17 protein-coding genes are annotated in these 17,724 nt (G+C 39.2%); 13 read left to right on the forward strand and 4 right to left on the reverse strand.

From position 1 onward, the window contains the following. Nucleotide 1 precedes the first annotated feature (1 nt). The 6 genes from IGJ03_RS01925 to IGJ03_RS01950 all read left to right on the forward strand — a co-directional run bounded on the left by IGJ03_RS01925 (nt 2) and on the right by IGJ03_RS01950 (nt 6,044). Nucleotides 2-598 carry a nitroreductase family protein gene (locus tag IGJ03_RS01925; RefSeq protein WP_002355475.1) on the forward strand — a complete coding sequence of 199 codons (597 nt, stop codon included), beginning with the start codon at nt 2-4 and terminating at the stop codon, nt 596-598. Between the two features lie 42 nt (nt 599-640). After that, a complete protein-coding gene (locus tag IGJ03_RS01930) occupies nt 641-1,486 on the forward strand; it encodes a VOC family protein (RefSeq protein ID WP_002355476.1) in 846 nt (281 codons plus the stop codon). A 130-nt stretch (nt 1,487-1,616) separates the two neighbouring features. Next, on the forward strand, nt 1,617-2,378 hold the full coding sequence (locus IGJ03_RS01935) for a DeoR/GlpR family DNA-binding transcription regulator (protein WP_010777401.1): 762 nt from the start codon (nt 1,617-1,619) through the stop codon (nt 2,376-2,378). A 12-nt stretch (nt 2,379-2,390) separates the two neighbouring features. Further along, complete coding sequence (locus IGJ03_RS01940; protein ID WP_002389549.1) at nt 2,391-3,791, forward strand: M24 family metallopeptidase; 1,401 nt, start codon at nt 2,391-2,393, stop codon at nt 3,789-3,791. Nucleotides 3,792-3,878: 87 nt separating this feature from the next. Continuing rightward, nucleotides 3,879-4,529, forward strand: a complete 651-nt coding sequence (locus tag IGJ03_RS01945) for a uracil-DNA glycosylase (RefSeq protein ID WP_375804742.1) — start codon at nt 3,879-3,881, stop codon at nt 4,527-4,529. A 174-nt stretch (nt 4,530-4,703) separates the two neighbouring features. Beyond that, nucleotides 4,704-6,044: an MATE family efflux transporter gene (locus IGJ03_RS01950; protein WP_202564427.1), complete on the forward strand. Its 1,341-nt coding sequence runs from the start codon at nt 4,704-4,706 to the stop codon at nt 6,042-6,044. A gap of 24 nt (nt 6,045-6,068) precedes the next feature. Here the strand turns inward: IGJ03_RS01950 and IGJ03_RS01955 are convergent, their stop codons facing one another. After that, nucleotides 6,069-7,895, reverse strand: coding sequence for a M3 family oligoendopeptidase (locus IGJ03_RS01955; RefSeq protein WP_002399760.1), 1,827 nt, complete (start codon nt 7,893-7,895; stop codon nt 6,069-6,071). A 127-nt stretch (nt 7,896-8,022) separates the two neighbouring features. Here IGJ03_RS01955 and IGJ03_RS01960 point away from each other — a divergent pair, with 127 nt between their 5' ends. The 3 genes from IGJ03_RS01960 (at nt 8,023) to IGJ03_RS01970 (ending at nt 9,914) form a co-directional block, all read left to right on the forward strand. Further along, on the forward strand, nt 8,023-8,532 hold the full coding sequence (locus IGJ03_RS01960; RefSeq protein ID WP_002366143.1) for a VanZ family protein: 510 nt from the start codon (nt 8,023-8,025) through the stop codon (nt 8,530-8,532). Between the two features lie 130 nt (nt 8,533-8,662). Beyond that, nucleotides 8,663-9,391, forward strand: coding sequence for a YebC/PmpR family DNA-binding transcriptional regulator (locus IGJ03_RS01965; RefSeq protein ID WP_002361233.1), 729 nt, complete (start codon nt 8,663-8,665; stop codon nt 9,389-9,391). A gap of 52 nt (nt 9,392-9,443) precedes the next feature. Further along, nucleotides 9,444-9,914 carry a C-GCAxxG-C-C family protein gene (locus IGJ03_RS01970; protein WP_002395374.1) on the forward strand — a complete coding sequence of 157 codons (471 nt, stop codon included), beginning with the start codon at nt 9,444-9,446 and terminating at the stop codon, nt 9,912-9,914. A gap of 75 nt (nt 9,915-9,989) precedes the next feature. On the opposite strand, the gene IGJ03_RS01975 is transcribed toward IGJ03_RS01970, so the two are convergent. Together IGJ03_RS01975 and IGJ03_RS01980 are read right to left on the reverse strand one after the other, a co-directional pair. Further along, nucleotides 9,990-10,163 carry a hypothetical protein gene (locus tag IGJ03_RS01975; RefSeq protein ID WP_002355495.1) on the reverse strand — a complete coding sequence of 58 codons (174 nt, stop codon included), beginning with the start codon at nt 10,161-10,163 and terminating at the stop codon, nt 9,990-9,992. A 112-nt stretch (nt 10,164-10,275) separates the two neighbouring features. Beyond that, the gene (locus tag IGJ03_RS01980; RefSeq protein WP_010711994.1) at nt 10,276-11,250 is read right to left on the reverse strand and encodes a ring-cleaving dioxygenase; all 975 of its coding nucleotides are present in this window, start codon (nt 11,248-11,250) and stop codon (nt 10,276-10,278) included. A gap of 30 nt (nt 11,251-11,280) precedes the next feature. On the opposite strand from IGJ03_RS01980, the gene IGJ03_RS01985 reads away from it, so the two are divergent. Further along, nucleotides 11,281-11,853 (forward strand): alpha/beta hydrolase, encoded by a 573-nt coding sequence (locus IGJ03_RS01985; RefSeq protein WP_002395372.1) that lies wholly within the window; start codon nt 11,281-11,283, stop codon nt 11,851-11,853. A gap of 65 nt (nt 11,854-11,918) precedes the next feature. Here IGJ03_RS01985 and IGJ03_RS01990 read toward each other — a convergent pair whose 3' ends face one another. After that, nucleotides 11,919-13,445 carry a UDP-N-acetylmuramoyl-L-alanyl-D-glutamate--L-lysine ligase gene (locus IGJ03_RS01990; protein ID WP_002366147.1) on the reverse strand — a complete coding sequence of 509 codons (1,527 nt, stop codon included), beginning with the start codon at nt 13,443-13,445 and terminating at the stop codon, nt 11,919-11,921. Nucleotides 13,446-13,648: 203 nt separating this feature from the next. On the opposite strand from IGJ03_RS01990, the gene IGJ03_RS01995 reads away from it, so the two are divergent. The 3 genes from IGJ03_RS01995 (at nt 13,649) to pepV (ending at nt 17,690) form a co-directional block, all read left to right on the forward strand. Further along, nucleotides 13,649-15,298: a putative polysaccharide biosynthesis protein gene (locus IGJ03_RS01995; RefSeq protein ID WP_002364837.1), complete on the forward strand. Its 1,650-nt coding sequence runs from the start codon at nt 13,649-13,651 to the stop codon at nt 15,296-15,298. A 108-nt stretch (nt 15,299-15,406) separates the two neighbouring features. Beyond that, a complete protein-coding gene (locus IGJ03_RS02000) occupies nt 15,407-16,141 on the forward strand; it encodes a pseudouridine synthase (RefSeq protein WP_002355501.1) in 735 nt (244 codons plus the stop codon). 133 nt (nt 16,142-16,274) lie between these two features. Next, the gene (pepV, locus tag IGJ03_RS02005) at nt 16,275-17,690 is read left to right on the forward strand and encodes a dipeptidase PepV (protein WP_010824394.1); all 1,416 of its coding nucleotides are present in this window, start codon (nt 16,275-16,277) and stop codon (nt 17,688-17,690) included. Nucleotides 17,691-17,724 lie beyond the last annotated feature (34 nt).

Genomic DNA, 17,724 nt, shown 5'->3' on the forward strand with positions numbered 1-17,724 from the left:
TATGTCAAAATTTACTGAAATGATGAAAAACCGTCGTTCAATCTATGCTTTAGGAGAAAACTTACCAATTTCAAAAGAAGAAGTAACTGCTTTAGTAAAAGAAGTTGTTAGAGAAAGTCCAACAGCTTTTAACTCTCAAACACAACGCGTTGTGTTCTTATTCGGCGATGCTCACAAAAAATTATGGGCAATGACTGAAGACGCCTTAAAACCATTAACTCCAGCGGAAGCATTTCCAAACACACAAGCTAAATTACAAGGTTTTGCAGCTGGTGCGGGCACAATTTTATTCTTTGAAGATACAGATATCGTGAAAAACTTACAAGATAGCTTCCCATTATATGCGGATAACTTTCCTGTTTGGTCTGAACAAGCAACTGGTTTAACACAAGCGAACGTTTGGACTGCCTTAGCGCAAGAAAATATCGGCGCAAACTTACAACACTACAACCCAGTCATTGACGAAGCGGTTGCTGCAGAATGGTCAATTCCTGCAAACTGGAATTTACGTGCACAAATGGTCATTGGTTCCATTGAAGCGCCAGCTGGCGAAAAAGAATACATGGAAGATAGTGCTCGTTTTAAAGAATTCAACTAAATCATTGCTTTAGTAAAACGAAGAGGAAAGGAGTGAAAGCAAATGGTTCAAGCATTACCAAGTAATATTGGGATTCAACAAGTCACTTTGAAAGTGGCTGATTTAGATAAAATGGTAAACTTTTATACGAAAACAATTGGCTTAAAACTTTTAAAACAAGGAGAGGGACGTGCTTGGCTAGCGCCACAAGGCACCAACGATGCAATTCTTGTCTTAAAAGAACTAACAGCTGGGGAAGAAAATCAGGGTACCACTGGCTTGTACCATATTGCTTTCCTGCTACCAACCCGCAAAGATTTAGGCAATATGTTGCTGTGGCTTTTGCAAGAAAATGTGCAAATTGGCGCAGCAGATCATGGCTATAGTGAAGCCCTTTACTTAAGTGATCCAGAAAATAATGGCATCGAAATTTATTGGGATAAACCAGAAGAAGTCTGGGATATTCGTCCAAATGGTGAAATTATCGGTGTGACAGAAGAATTAGACGGTGATAGTTTAGCTGCAGAAGCTGACGGTCACTGGCTAGGAATTTCCGAAGGTTCTAAAATTGGGCACATTCATTTGAAAGTGGCCGATTTAGATACCACTGAAACGTTCTATAAAAATTTAGGGTTTGGCTTAAAGTCTAACTTTGGTCAACAAGCGAAGTTTTTTGCAGCGGGTCAGTACCATCATCATATTGGGACAAATACATGGAGCGGCAAACAGCTGCCAACGATTCAAGAAAATCAATTTGGCTTAGAAAATTACACCTTCCGTTTGCCAACTGCGGCAGATTTAGAGATAGTCCAAGCTAATGCGGAAGAAGCAAAGTTACATTTTATTGCCAAAGATCATTTACTTGCGTTAGAAGATCCTAGCGGGATGATTATTCAATTTACCTATTAAAACCACTCTCAAACTAGCCCTTCGTTAGAAAATGAAGGACTAGTTTTTTTTGTCTTTTTTTGCATTATTTTGCATTTGTTTGCAAAATAATGCAAAAGATGCTATCTTTACTTAGAAGAGGTGAGGAAGCATGTTGATTGAAGAACGTTTAGCCAAGATTCAAAAAATAGTGAATAAACAAAAAAGTATTTCCATGGAAGCGTTAGCGGAGCAAGTCTCCGTTTCAAAAGATACTATTCGGCGAGATTTAATTCGTTTAGAAAAGGAAGGACATTTAAAGAGAACGCACGGTGGCGCTATCTCAGTTCAGTCTGAAGCAACTATTTACGATTATGCTCAACGAATAATGAAGCATCCAGAGAAAAAACAAGCGATTGCCCAAAAAGTTTGGGCAAATATTCCCAAACAAGCGTCCATTTTTTTTGATTCATCAACCACGGTGGAAGCAGCTATTCGAGCGATGGAAAATAGTCCGATTCACGCGATCACGAACTCTCTCAGTCATGCGCTACTTCTAGCGCAAATGGATCAGACAAAAATTACAGTATTACCTGGGCAACTGCATAAACAACAACTCTTTTTGTTTGGGGCAGAAACAGTCGCTAAGGTTGGGGAATTTGCCCCCGACTATACATTATTAGGTGTGTTTGCGTTATCTGAACAAGGATTATTTATTCACACAGAAGAAGAAGGTCAAGTCAAACGGCGAATGATTCAACAAGGCAAACAAGTCATTGCCTTAGCAGACCAAACGAAATTAAACAAAACGGGTTTATTTAAAATTTGCGAATTAACAGAAATTGATTGTTTAGTGACAGATACACGACCTGATGAAAAATTCTGTGAGCAATTAGCGCAAGCAGGCGTAACGTTGATTGTCGCAGATGAATAATGGAGGATAATAATGAAGCGAAAAATTAATTATACACATATTGCTGAACCTACTGTTTTTGAGAATGTTTTTCCAACGTATTTGACGAATGAAACGATGATGGCGCGTAAGCAGAAAGTATTACAACGAATGGAAACAGAAAAATTCGATCAATTGGTCTTCTATGCAGACAAAGAGCATGGCAGTAATTTTGAATACTTAACTGGCTTTATTCCGAGGTTTGAAGAAGGACTCCTTGTGTTAAATAAGGATGGTGCGACGACACTTATTTTAGGCAATGAAAATTTAAAACTGTGCCAACATGCCCGCATCTCAGCCGATTTAATTCATTATCCAGCTTTTTCGCTACCTAATCAACCAATGGCTGGGGAACAAAAGTTGTCGCAGATTTTTGAAACGCTTCTCGATGAAACTGCTCAAAAAATAGGTATCGTTGGTTGGAAAATGTTTACGACACAACAGCAAGAACCCGCTACGATGTTTGATGTGCCACATTTTATTGTCGAAGCACTGAAAAAAGCGCTGCCGAAAGAAGCTCGTTTACTAAATGGGACCCACTTATTGATTGGAGCAAAGGGGGCCCGCACAACAAATAATGCCAACGAATTGGCGCACTATGAATATGGGGCGAATTTGGCTTCTCGCAGTATGTTAAAGGCCTTAAATGCAATTGAAGTAGGACAGCGTGAAACGGACATTGGGGCTTTGTTAAATGATGAAGGTCAAACGCCGACGGTAGTAACCATTGCGGCAACTGGTCAACGTTTTGAATATGCAAACATGTATCCGACTGCCAAAGAAATTCAGTTAGGTGATGCCTTATCATTAACTACAGGCTACAAAGGCGGCTTGTCTAGCCGAACAGGTTTTGTTATTGAAAACGAGCAGCAATTGCCAGAAGCGCAACGTGATTATTTAGAGCGCGTAGCAAAACCCTATTTTCAAGCTGTCGTTCACTGGCTTGAAACCATTCGAATCGGACTGTTAGGGCGAGAAATGTACCAAGCGATTGAAGAACAGTTACCAAAAGAAATCTATCACTGGCATTTGAATCCTGGGCATTTAGTTTCGGATGATGAATGGATGTCGTCGCCTATTTATCCAGATTCAGCCATTCGCTTGGAAAGTGGCATGCTCTTTCAAGTGGATATTATTCCTTCTGTACCTGGTTATACAGGGGTGAGTGCAGAAGAATGTGTGGCTTTGGCTGATGAAACATTGCAAAAAGAGATTCAGCAAACTTATCCAGACATGTGGCAACGGATTGCGACACGCAAAGCCTATTTAAAAGAGACATTGAAGATTGACTTACCAACGGAGGTTTTACCAATGTCTAATTTAGTTGGTTACTTACGGCCTTTTTATTTAGCTAAAGACAAAGCTTTGTGTGTAGAAAAACCAGCGCTTAAATGAATAGGCTCCTTTTTTTGAGTTTCTTTTGGGTCTTATTTATAATCAATATAGCGAAGGAAGAACACCAGAAGAGAGGCGTGATGGTAAATGCACTATCCTGAACATCTGAAAAAAGCAGTTTTAGCTAAAGCGAAAGACTTACCATTAGAAGGTTTTGTGGAAGGGCAAGGCCCGCAACAGCCAAAAGTGATGCTGATTGGGGAAGCCCCTGGAAAAGAAGAAATTAAAGAAAATGTGCCATTTATTGGTCGTTCAGGTCAATTGTTGATGGAACAATTACAACAAGTTGGCTTAAGTCGTGAAACGGTGTATATCACCAGTGCGGTTAGGAGTCGGCCTTTTTCTGTAAAAACGAAGCAGATTGCAAAAACGGGAGAAAGAGTAACCAAATTTCCTAATCGAACGCCCACCAAAGAAGAAATCAAAATTTTTGCGCCTTTGCTTGATTGGGAAATCGCTGTTTGCCAACCTGAACTAATTTTGACACTGGGGAATATTGGGTTGCAACGACTTTTAGGACCAAAGCCAACAATCACTGCAGTGCACGGAACGGTCATTCAGTCGCCCATTCAAACATTTGATGAGCAATCACAAAACTATCATTGGACGCAGAAAACCTATCAAATCATTCCACTCTTCCATCCAGCGGCTGTCTTTTATAATCATCGTTTAAAAGAAGTCGTGAAAGAAGATTGGCAAGTGGTTCAAAAACAACTGCAACTGCTTAAGAAAGTTTAAAATGAGAAAAATAGAAGGATGGTTGTTTTTTCGAAGAGAGAATGCTACCCTAGAAGTATCAATAAATAGACAGATTATTTAATCGCTGGGTTGAATAATTGAAGGATTCTGATTTTTGCGTAAGCCTTGAAGCAAAAAGAATGAGTCCTTTTTTTGTTAGAAGGAGATTTGGGTATGGAGCAAACACAGCAAAACCATTTTACTGCGTTGTTTTATAAAAATGTTCTGTTAGGAATTTTAAGTATGGCGGCGCAATCAATTTTTATTTTGGCGGACACATTTTTCATTGCAAATGGGATCGGCACCGAGGCGTTGGCGGGGCTTAACATTGTCTTACCACTCGTTAATATTATTAATGGATTAGGTTGGATGTTTGGGGTTGGCGGCGCTACGTTATTTTCGACCACGGTTGCGCAAAAAGAAATCAAAAAAGCTAATCAGTATTTTAGTTTAACGATTGGGTTAGTTTTCGTTATAGGGAGTCTCTTTACTTTAGTGAGCTTGATTTTTTCCGATCAAATTATTCGGGGACTTCAGGGGACCGGTGTCTTGTTTGGTTTGGCAAAGGAATATTATATGATTTACCTTTGCTGTTCATTATTATTTATTTTAAACAATTGCCTGATTACTTTTTTAAGAAATGACCATAATCCTCGTTTGGCAACGATTGCTTTTGTCAGTGGGGGAATTGTCAATATTATTTTGGATTATGTCTTTATTTATCAATTTGGGTGGGGCATGGCAGGTGCGGCAATTGCAACGGTGATGTCACCGTTAACAAGCTTAATCCTGATTACGTTGCATAAGTGGTCGCCGCAACGAGTTTTACGTTTTGAAAAGTTTAAAGTGAAATTTCAGGATGTTCGAGAAATTATGTCGATTGGTTTTTCTTCCTTTTTAAATGAATTTTCTTCGGCCTTTGTCATGTTTTTATTTAATATTGTTTTGTTAAACTTAGTTGGTCATGTGGCGATTTCAGCTTATGCGATTGTTGCCAACCTCAATATTATTGTGATTGCCATTTTTACAGGGATTGGGCAAGGGGCGCAACCATTACTCAGCCGATACTATGGTTTAGGGGAAACGAAGGTGTTGCGTAAATTTGTTAAACTTAGCTTTATTACGTACTTGGTTGCCGGCTTCCTGTTTTTTTTAATCAGTCAAGTGTTTACGGGACAAATTATTGAGGTCTTTAATAGCGAAGGGAACGACCAGTTGGCGCAAATTGCTAGGACAGCCATCCGCTTATATGCGATTTCCTTCTTGTTTACAGGATTGAATTTTATGGGGATTTATTACTTTGCGGCAGTTCGTAAACCGAAAATGGCGCTAATGATTTCCTCTTTGCGTGGGTTCTTTTTAATTGTGCCAGTTTTATTTATTTTGGTGAAATTATTAGGATTAACCGGTGTTTGGTTAGCCATGCCAGTAGTTGAATTTGTTACGTTTGGACTAATGCTTGTGGGCTACCTTGCGTATCGAAACTATTTGAAAAAAAGAGAAGCAGTAACCTGATGTTGGTTACTGCTTCTTTTTTGCTTAGTTTACATAGTTTTCAGTTAAAGTCATGAATTGTTCCACATCTTTTAGGACTTGATCAATGCCGGCTTGCCAGAAATCAGGTTTTGTTAAGTCAACATTTAAATGTTTTTTCGCTAATTCTTCGCTTGTCATCGAAGCAGTGTCTCTTAATAACGCAATGTATTGGTCTTCAAAAGAGCTGCCTTGTTGATTGGCATACGCATAGATACCCATGCTGAATAGATAGCCAAAAGTATATGGGAAATTATAGAAAGGCACATCATCAATAAAGAAGTGCAATTTGCTCGCCCAGAAATGAGGATGATAACTGCCAAGACTATCTTTGTAGCTTTCTTTTTGCGCCGCTAACATTAATTCAGTAATATCTTCTTCCGCTACTAAACCTTTTTGGCGCGCTTGATAAAAATTATTTTCAAAGATAAAACGTGCATGAATGTTCATAAACATGGCAATGGCATTTTGCATTTTTGTGTCTAAAAGGTTAATCTTTTCAACGTCTGATTTGGCCTCTTTTAAGGTGGCGTCAGCAACAATCAATTCTGCAAAGGTACTAGCCGTTTCTGCTACGTTCATGGCATACTCTCGATTCAATGAAGGTAAATCCCACATCACGCTACTATGGAAAGCGTGACCTAATTCATGGGCTAAAGTAGCTACTTCGTTGATTGAATTGCCAAAGGTCATGAAAATCCGCGACTCTTGTGTTTCAGGTAATTCTGTACAATAACCCCCAGGACGTTTGCCTGGACGATCTTCAGCTTCAATCCAACTTTTTTCAAAAGCCATTTGGGCAAAATCAGCCATTTTCGGACTGAATTTACGGAAATTTTCTAAAATAAAGGCAGCGGCTTGATCAAAGGAATACGTTTTTTCTTCTAAATCACCTAAAATAATTGGTGCATCTTGGTCTTGCCAATCCATTTTTTCTTTGCCGAATAATTGCGCTTTGCGCGTTAGAAAGTCGACGAATGGTTGTTTATTTTTTTGGATGGTTTCCCACATAACCGTTAATGTTTCTTGACTCATTCGATTATAGTTTAAGGGATTTTCTAAATAATCTGTAGTGCCATGCAATTTGTAATCAGATAAACGGAACCCATCTAAGTGATTTAGGGTGTCTGCTAAAATTGAAGCTTTGCCACTCCAAGCTTTCTCCCAGGCTGTAAACAAACGTTGACGAACCTCTTTGTCAGGATCTCCCATCATGCGGTTAAAGGCTTGGCCTGCAGATAGTTCTGTCACAGAGCCATCTTTTTCTTCAAAAGGAATCACAATGGAAGCAACAATCGTATCGTAATGTGTACTCCAAGCATTTAACCCATCTAGAGAAAGCGTATTGATGATATTTTCTTCTTGTTCGGAAAGCAGTTTTTTTCCATCACGGCGTAATTCATTTAAGCGAAAAGCCATTGTTTTGAACGGTTCTTCGGCTAACAGGGCTTGCCAATGTTCTGCTGAAATCTCGGTGATTTTTTTAGTAAAAATGGTTTCAGCTAATTGAATCGCTGGCAACAGATTGTATAAATCGCCTGATAAAATTTTGGCCTTGGTATCATTAGTATTAGCAGAAATTAAAGCAGTTAAAAAACTATTACATTGTGAAAAGCCATTTGAGATTTTCCCTTGTAACGTTAAGATTTCAGCAAATTGTTCTTTGCCTTGGGCACTTTCTGGTGTCCATTCTGTGATTAATTGATGGTACTCTTTTGTCTGTTCGGTTAATTGAGTCATTCGTTGGCTAAGTTCTTTGGACTCGCTCCCATTGGGGAAAATACTGTCTAAATCCCATGTAATAGAATAGGTCATATCCAATCCTTCTTTCATTTTTTTCTTTTCAGTATATCATAAGACCTAAGAGAAGTTGTTTCTTTTTCCCTCGAAACCGACTATAATAAAAAAGAATTTTCCGTGGCAGGCACGGGGCAACTTGAAACCAAGAAAAGAGGATTATATGAAAAATTATTTGAAAGATAGTAATTTATATTTAGTCATTGCGTTTGTTATTATGGCCATTTTATTTTTCAGTTCATCACAGACGTATGAACAGCAATCACAAGTTGGTCTTTTAGATAAACTTCTGAGCAGTCATCCTTTTGAAGAACAATTAAAAAACATTTCTTTTCAATATGCTGGCAGTGAAGTGAGCATTCAAGCTAGTGGTTATAGTAAATTTGTTGAATTTTTTATTCGTAAGGGAGCCCATTTTGGTACGTATTTTCTATTAGGTGGTAGTTGGTTCATTGGATTAGTGCCAAGAATCAAAGGTCTGTTTTTAACAGCTGTTGTTTCCTGGCTAGCTGCTACTGGCTATGCAGGTTTAGATGAATTTCATCAAATGATCACAGGCGGAAGGACCCCTCTTTTTCAAGATGTTATGTTGGATGCCATGGGTGCTTTGACAGCCATCGTCATTTGTTTGGTGGTTCATGGTTTGAAGAAAAATAAAAAAAGAAGACGCTAATTTAGAAGAGCTTCGTTTATTCGTCAGAAAGGTGGGTAAGCGAGGGTCTTTTTTTGGTAGCGCTTGTTCCTAACTGAAAAGAAGAGTAGAATAAAGGAGAATAGTAACGAAAAGTCAGGAGGAATCAAGGATGTCAGGACACAGCAAATGGAGCAACATTCAAGGGCGTAAAAATGCGCAAGATGCCAAACGTGGGAAAATTTTCCAAAAAGTTTCAAGGGAAATCTATATGGCGGCAAAAGCAGGTGGCCCTGACCCCGCAATGAATCCTGCTTTACGTTTAGCAGTCGATAAAGCTAAGTCAGCCAATATGCCCAATGATAATATTGCGCGCGCCATAAAAAAAGCCAGTAGTGCTGGTGAAGGGGAACATTATGACGAGGTAACTTATGAAGGATACGGGCCAGGTGGCGTGGCAGTTTTAGTTCATGCACTAACAGATAACCGCAACCGAACGGCCACCAATGTTCGCGTCGCGTTTACTCGAAATGGTGGCTCTTTAGGTGAAACGGGTTCGGTGAATTATATGTTTGATCGTAAAGGCTATATTGTCATTAAGAGAGAAGATCATGCAATTGAGGAAGACGACATGCTAGAAGTCGTTTTGGAAGCAGGCGGCGAGGATTTAGAAACATCACCAGAAGTATTTGAAATTTACACAGCACCAGAAGATTTTACAGCGGTTCGCGATGCTTTAGAACAAGCAGGTTATTCATTAGCACAAGCTGAATTAACAATGGTTCCGCAAACCTTACTAACCTTGAATGATGAACAAAAAGCGCAATTAGAGCGCTTGGTTGACAAGTTAGAAGACGATGATGATGTGTCAGAAGTATTTACCTCTGCAGAAAATCTATAAAATAAAGGGATGCTTGGCGTCCTTTTATTCATAAAATGAAAGCGGATACAGAATGGAGGGCATTTTGAAAAAGAGAATTTGTTTACAAGCAATCAGGGAAGAAGCGGAAGCCTATTATCGTAACGGTGATTTTTATTGCTCGGAAGCGATTGTGGCGACCATTCGGCAACACTTTGATGCGGAGATTCCCATTGAAGCTGTGGCCATGGCTTCTGGGTTTCCTGTAGGTGTTGGAGGAGCGAAGTGTATTTGTGGTGCTCTTTCAGGCGGGGTTATGTGTCTGGGCTACTTTTTTGGTCGGACAGAAGCCAAAGGAGAACAAGTAAATAAAACGATGGCTTTAGCCAACGAATTGCATCAAAGTTTTCGACAAAATCATCGAGTGGTTTGCTGCAGTATTTTGACAAGTAAAATGACGATGGGTTCACCTGAGCATATGGAACAATGCATTGGCTTTACTGGGGAAATCGCTGAAACAACCGCAAAAATTATTGCACGAGAACTTGCTTACGAATTAGTCTAGTAAAAAATGAGAGAGGAGCAACCAGATTCATTCACCTGAATCTGGTTGCTCCTCTCTCATTTAATGCATAATCAATTAACCAAGTACTTTTTCATAAGCTTCCACTTGAGATAAGACACGTTGGAGCTGTAATTCATTTTCAATATAGTTGATTGAATTACCTAAATCTTCTTGGCGGTTTGTTTCTAAACGATCGACTTCTTTTTTTGCTTCGTTCAATAAGTGTAGAACTTCTTCCTTAGATAACATGTACTCACCTCCTTGCGCAGTTCATCTACTATTAGTGTACTCCTTTTTTCCAAAAAAGGGCAATAATAGGATATTAAAAAACAAAAATAGCGGTTAGAACCGCTATTTTTGTTTACTCATGGCGTTGTTGTGCTAAAATCGCTTCGATTCGTTCTCTTTGATCTGCCAAAAAGTGAGGCAAATAAAGGGGGATTTCATCAAAGTTTGAACTTTGATTTTCGTAGGCTTCGGCATCTAACAGGCCTTTTTGTGTGGCTACTTCAAATAACAAGTGGTTCGGTTCTCTAAAATACAATGATTTGAAAAATTCGCGGTCTTTAATTCCTGAGTTTGTAAAATTCTTTTCCTCTAACAGACTATCAACTTGCGTTAATTCTTGCGTATCTTCCACCCCAAAGGCGACGTGATGAACGCCACCAATTCCTTCAATGGCAAGCGGATTGGTTCGGTCATCAATGATATGAACCTCTTGATAAAACTGTGAATGATGATTTTCCAGAACGGTTACTTCATGTGCAGTTTCAAAAAAAGGTACTGTTTCTTTTTCATGCCAATGTAAATAATCCACTAAAGGTTGTTTGGTAGCTGCGGCATATTGGACGCGTAATTGAATTGCATCAATGCCTAAAATTGCATGTTCTACTGGAATTTCAGCATGCTCAGCTGGAAAATAATCTTCCGCATTTTCAAATTCACGTAACGGAACAAGCGCCATTTGCGTATTATCGGGCGCTTCAAAACGCAAAATTGGGTGTTGGTTAAATGTTTCCACACCATAGTGGCAGATACCCGCTTGCTCAAGACGTTCTGCCCAAAAATCCAAAGAGGCGCGCGTTGGTACTTTTAAAATAGTTCGTTCAATCGTATTTGTCCCAAAGGATTGATCTTGGCCATCATTCAATTCAAAAAAAGTTAATTCGGTACCTGTTCGTTGCTCATTATCTGAGAAAAACAAGTGATACATGGTGTGGTCATCTTGGTTGATCGTTTTCATTAGTAATTTTAATCCCAGTGTATTATGATAGAAGTCAAATGTAGGCTTTATCAATCGATTTAAAATAGAGATGTGATGAATTTGTGCATACATAGTAAAATTCCTTTCTTGGAGGTTTATTAAATGAAACAATTTTTTCAAAAAGGGTCGAAACCTAATCAATTAGTTGTCGCTTTTCATGGTACTGGTGGCAATGAATATCAATTATTAACGACCATCGCAACCCTTTATCCAGAAGCGAGTATTCTAAGTTACTTAGGGACAGAAGGTGTAGGCGAACAGCGACGCTTTTTTGCGCCATTAGTCAATGGAGCATTACCTCGTGCTAACTTTGATGAGCGAGTGACGGCGTTTCTAGAAGAAGTTTGGCAACCGCAAAAGTTATACGATGAAGTTATTTTTATAGGGTACTCTAACGGTGCCAATTTTATTTTAGGCCTGTTAGAAAAGAACCCGACTATTGCTAACACTGTTATTTTACTGCATCCAAGCAATTTAGGCTATCAATATGTATCTGGTGAGTTTGCGACAAAAGTGATTGTCACAACAGGGGCTCAGGATGAGTTGAGTATTCCGGGACAAGTTCTTTCTTTAGCTAATCAATTAAAGAAACATTTTCCAGTCGACTTTTTGCTCGTTGATGGCGGTCATGGGTTATCGGAAGAAGAAGTAACGAAAATAAAAGAAGTTCTTTAAAAAACAAGCTGCAACCTTTGCTGATAAGTGGTTGCAGCTTGTTTTTTTATGTGTGTTTAAATAATTTAGTTCTTTTTATTAATGAAAGCTTCCGCAAGGGCAAAGTCTCCTGCGTAAGGTTCATCTATGCCGTTTACTTTTTGATAAAGGTCGGCGCCTTTACCAGCTAAGACAATCGCATCATCAGCCGTTGTGCTTAAAGACAATGCGTGAGCAATTGCTTCGCCACGATCTAAAACGGTGTAAACAGGCATTTCTTTGGTAATATGGGCTTGAATTTCTTGGCAAATTTTTGCTGGATCTTCACTGGCTGGGTCATCGGTTGTTAGGACTGCAACATCAGCCAATTCAGAAAGAACCCTACCAAAGTCTTTGCGGCGAGAAATCGCTTTGTCTCCCGTGCTACCAACAAGAACAATTAAGCGGCCGTCAGGATGTTCTTCACGGACAAAGGTTAAAAGATTCTTCAAACTGTCATAGTTATGAGCGTAATCAACATAGACGGTTGCACCGTTGGTATTCGTTAAAGATTCCATCCGGCCAGGGACGGTGGTTGCTGCGATCCCTTGTTGACACTCTTCTTTTGAAGCTCCCACAAGGACACTGGCAATCGCCGCACTTAACGCATTACCTTTGTTAAAATCACCACCTAAACGAAGGTGATAAGAGCCGGCCAATCCTAACGCATCTGCAGGACTTTCAACGATAAAACGTAAGGAATCCTCTGAAGAAACAGCGAATGAATAGTCTACTTCTGGAGCCGGCTGACTGCCATAGACAATGGCTGGGACTTTTTGCTGTTGTGCAGTTTCTTTAAGTAATGGAAAATAATCAGCTTCGTGATTCAACACAATGACTTTAGAATGTGTAATCAATTGACGTTTGCAATAAAAGTAATCGTCAAAGGTTGGATGTTCAATTGGACTGATATGGTCGGGGGTAATGTTTAAAAAAATGCCGACATCAAAAAACAGCTTGTAGACACGATTAGTTTTGTAGGCTTGGGAAGAAACTTCCATAATAAAATGAGTCATCCCGTTAGCAACAGCGGTTGCCATCATTCGATACAAGTCCAAAGATTCGGGTGTAGTCAATGCAGATTTAAAGAATGTTTTGCCATCTAATGTCGAATTCATGGTAGAAAGCAAGGCTGTTTTTTGTTGTGTAGCAACATCTAAAATATATTTGGTGAAATAAGCCGCTGTTGTTTTACCTTTGGTTCCAGTAAAGCCAATCAGTTTTAATTTATTTTGTGGATAATCATAAAAAGCCATGCTTAACACAGCCATTGCTTTTTTAATGTCAGTTACGATAATTCCTAGTTGCGCCGGAACCTCATAAGGCACCTCAGAAACATAGATTTCTAGGCCGTCTTTTACAGCATTTTCTAAATAGATTTCTTTAAAGTTTAATCCTTTACAAAAAAAGAGTGTTTCTGCTGTTACGTCTCTCGAATCGTAAGAAAGAGCCGTTACTTCTCGTTGACCTAACGTGTCGGAAAGAGTCAAGTGCCAGCCTTCTGGTGAAATAAATTCTTTTAATAAATCTTCTTTTTCTAAGCAATCGCGAATTGCGAATAATGAAATCGTCACTTTTTTTGCCTCCAAACGTTTCAACGAAATTTCAAAACTGATGTCATTATAGCATTATTTTTCTTTTAAAAAAACCATCTCGTTAGCGTGAGAAAATCCATGAGAAATGTTAAAATAGGATAATTCTTCGAGAAAGTCGTTGCATATCCCAAGATGAACAATTAAAATAAAGAAAGCATACTCAAAGAATATTGGAGGACAAAATGATCAATCAACCAAATTCAGTTGATCAACCAATCCTGACGAACCAAGAAAAAATGGTCAAAGGCTCAGCTTGGATGACAGCTAGTAATATTATCTCCCGCATGTTAGGGGCGATTTACATCATCCCCTGGTACGCTTGGATGGGCGAGCACGGAAACGAAGCGAACAGTTTGTTTTCAATGGGGTATACGATTTATGCCTTATTCCTAATGATCTCTACCGCCGGAATTCCAGGTGCGATTGCCAAGCAGACCTCGCATTATAATTCATTGAACGAATATAAAATTAGTCGACAGCTTTTTTATCGTGCCTTACAACTAATGGGTGGCTTAGGTGTGGTTTTTGCTATTGTGATGTATTTGGCATCTCCGGCATTAGCAGCTTTGTCTGGCGGAGGACCTGAATTAGTTCCAACAATGCGTTCATTAAGTTTAGCCGTTTTAGTTTTCCCAAGCATGAGTGTCATTCGCGGTTATTTCCAAGGAAATCAAGAAATGATGCCCTTTGCTTTATCACAAATTGTTGAACAAGTAGCACGAGTTTTTTACATGTTATTAACTGCTTTTATTATCATGAAAGTCTTTGAAGGTAATTACGTTACAGCGGTGACCCAAGCCACTTTTGCGGCATTTATTGGGATGCTCGCAAGTTTTGCGGTTTTAGGTTATTACATGTACAAACAAAAACCATTATTTGATTATTTAGAAGAACACAGCGCCAATGAACATGAAATTGCTCCAAAAGAGTTATTGATTGAAACTTTTAAAGAGGCGATTCCTTTTATCGTAGTTGGCTCAGGGGTGACGGTTTTTAAACTTGTCGATCAGTTTACTTTCTCAAACTTTATGCGTTTGTTTACGGATTATTCAGATACCCAATTACGAGAGCTTTTCGGTATTTTTAATGCTAATCCGGACAAATTAACCATGATTGTCGTGGCTTTAGCGACTTCGATTTCGGCTACTGGATTACCGTTAATTACAGAAGCGGTCACCTTAAAAAATCACCGTGAGTTAGCGCGTTTGATTAGTAATAATTTACAACTTTTTGTGTTTGTAATGTTGCCAGCAACGTTCGGTATGATTGTTTTAGCGCAACCACTATACACTGTTTTTTACATGCCAGATGCTTTAGGCACTTCTTTATTAGTGCAAGCTTGTTATGCTAGTTTATTCTTGGGCTTGTATATGTTAGTGTCAAATATGTTAATGGGGATGTATGAAAATCGTGACGCAATGCGTTATTTAGGAATTGGTTTAGCTGTGAAATTAATCGTGCAATTCCCCGCAATCCGTTTATTTGAAGTTTACGGTCCGTTATTAGCAACGATGATTGGCTTTACGGTTTCTTGCGTATTGATTCTAAGAAGAATTCGTCAAGTGACACGTTTTAATTACAAATTAACCTTACGGCGAACATTGTTAATGTTCTGTATTACAGTCATCATGATGATTATCGCTTTGATTTTCCGTCAGTTCCTGTATCTATTTTTAGATCCAACTAGACGTTTCCAAGCCTTCATTATCGTTGTAATTGTGGCTGCTGCAGGAGGCGCTTTTTATGGCTATTCGGTCTTGAAGATTCGCTTAGCTGATCGTTTATTAGGGAAAAATGCCGCAAAATTACGTGCAAAATTCAATATTAAATAATAGCTGATTGAACTCCTTTCAGCAGATTCTCTTAAGAGACAAGGCTTGAGACATCGATCGATTCGATTTATGTCCCAAGCTATTTTTTTAAAGGAAAGAGGAATGACGATGCGTTTAGATAAATTTTTAGCCGATGTTGGTATCGGTAGTCGTAAAGAAATCAAACAATTGTTAAAGAAAAAAGTCGTTACGGTGAATGGTGACGTCGTAAAAGAAGCCAAAACACAAGTAAATGAAGAAACAGATCAAATTGCCTTGATGGGAGAAATTCTTACGTATCAGAAATTCTTTTATTACATGTTGCATAAACCACAAGGTGTCATTTCTGCGACGGAAGATCAGCGAGATGAAACGGTAATTGACTTGTTAACTGATCAGGATTACCGTGCCGACTTGTTCCCAGTTGGTCGCTTGGATAAAGATACCGAAGGCTTGCTTCTATTAACAAATGATGGCCAGTTAGCGCATCAATTATTATCACCCAAAAAGCATGTGGATAAAGAATATTTAGCTGAAGTTGAGGGACTTGTGACAGCGGAAGATTGTCAACTGTTTGCGCAAGGATTTGCCTTGAAAGATGGAGAAATGGTTAAACCAAGTCGTTTAGTCATTGAGACGATCAATGAGGAAGAAGGGACTTCCGTAGTCCGTTTAGTGATTCAAGAGGGAAAATTCCATCAAGTCAAACGGATGTTAGCCACTGTAGGCAAACCTGTGACGTATTTAAAACGATTACGAATGGGCGAACTATGGTTGGATGAAACGTTAGAACTAGGGGAATATCGGCCCTTAACAGAAGCCGAATTGCAACAACTACAACCTAAACAATCATACCTCAATTAAAATAAACAAAAACCCAGCCCTTTCTGCGGAAAAGATAAAAATTTTCTCGAAAAATAGTGTCGGGTTTCTTTCTTTTTCTGCATAAAATGGTATGATTGACTATGTAGAACTTTATGAATAGGAGTGACAACAAATGACAATTGATTGGACAAAAGAAGTCGAAGTACGTAAAGACGACTTATTAGAAGATTTACAAAACTTATTACGGATCAACAGTGAACGTGATGATGCACAAGCAACACCTGAAGCGCCCTTTGGACCTGGACCAGTTGCTGGCTTAAAACACATGTTAGCGTATGGTGAACGTGATGGCTTTACGGTGAAAAATGTCGACAATTACGCTGGACACATTGAATATGGTGAAGGCGACGAAACGTTAGGGATTTTTGGTCATATGGACGTTGTTCCTGCTGGTGATGGTTGGGAAACAGATCCTTATGAACCAGTCATTAAAGATGGCAAAATTTATGCACGTGGCGCAAGCGATGATAAAGGCCCAAGTATGGCTGCTTATTACGCAATGAAAATTATCAAAGAATTAGGCTTACCCGTGTCTAAAAAAATTCGTTTCGTAGTAGGAAGTGATGAAGAAAGCGGCTGGGGCGATATGGATTACTATTTCCAACATGAAGAAGCACCAGACTTCGGTTTCTCACCAGATGCTGAGTTCCCAATTATTAATGGGGAAAAAGGAAATGTGACTATTCGTTTAACTTTCCGAGGCGGTAACGGCGCTGATTATAAATTAGAAAGCTTCAAATCTGGCTTACGTGAAAACATGGTTCCGGGAACAGCAGATGCTGTTGTAACGGCTGCTTCAGCAGATGAAGCGGCTTCACTAGCTGCTAGCTTTGAAACATTCATCAAACAAGAAGCAAAAATTTCAGGTAACGCAGAACTTTCAGATAAAACAGTGACTTTCCATGTAGTTGGTAAAGGGGCTCACGGGGCTAGCCCACAATCTGGAATTAACGCAGCGACTTTCTTGGCAACTTTCTTAAATGATTACAGCTTTGCAGAAGGCGCATACAGCTTTATTAATACCATTGCTGAATTTATCCATGAAGATTTTTATGGTGAAAAATTAGGCGTGGCTTTTGAAGACGAAAAAATGGGTAAATTGACAATGAACGCTGGGATTGTTAACTTTGATCCAGAAAATCCTGAAAATAGCTTAGTAACATTAAACTTCCGCTATCCAAAAGGAACTTCAGCAGAAGAATTACAAGCAAAAGTTCAAGCAACAGTCGGTGAAACGGTCACTGCAACACAAGGAGATCGCAACCAAGAACCGCATTATGTACCAGTTGATGATCCATTGGTGGCAACGTTACTACAAGTTTACGAAGACCATACAGGCGAAAAAGGTCAAGAACAAATCATTGGTGGCGGTACTTATGGCCGCTTATTAAAACGTGGTGTTGCCTATGGCGCAATGTTCCCTGGCTACACAGACACAATGCACCAAGCCAACGAATTTATGGAATTAGATGACTTATTCCGAGCAGCTGCTATTTATGCAGATGCGATTTATCGTTTAGCGAAGTAAAGTAAAAAAGCCCCCTTATACATGAACGTGATAA

The organism is Enterococcus sp. DIV1315a (assembly GCF_051712325.1).
Lineage (GTDB): Bacteria > Bacillota > Bacilli > Lactobacillales > Enterococcaceae > Enterococcus > Enterococcus faecalis.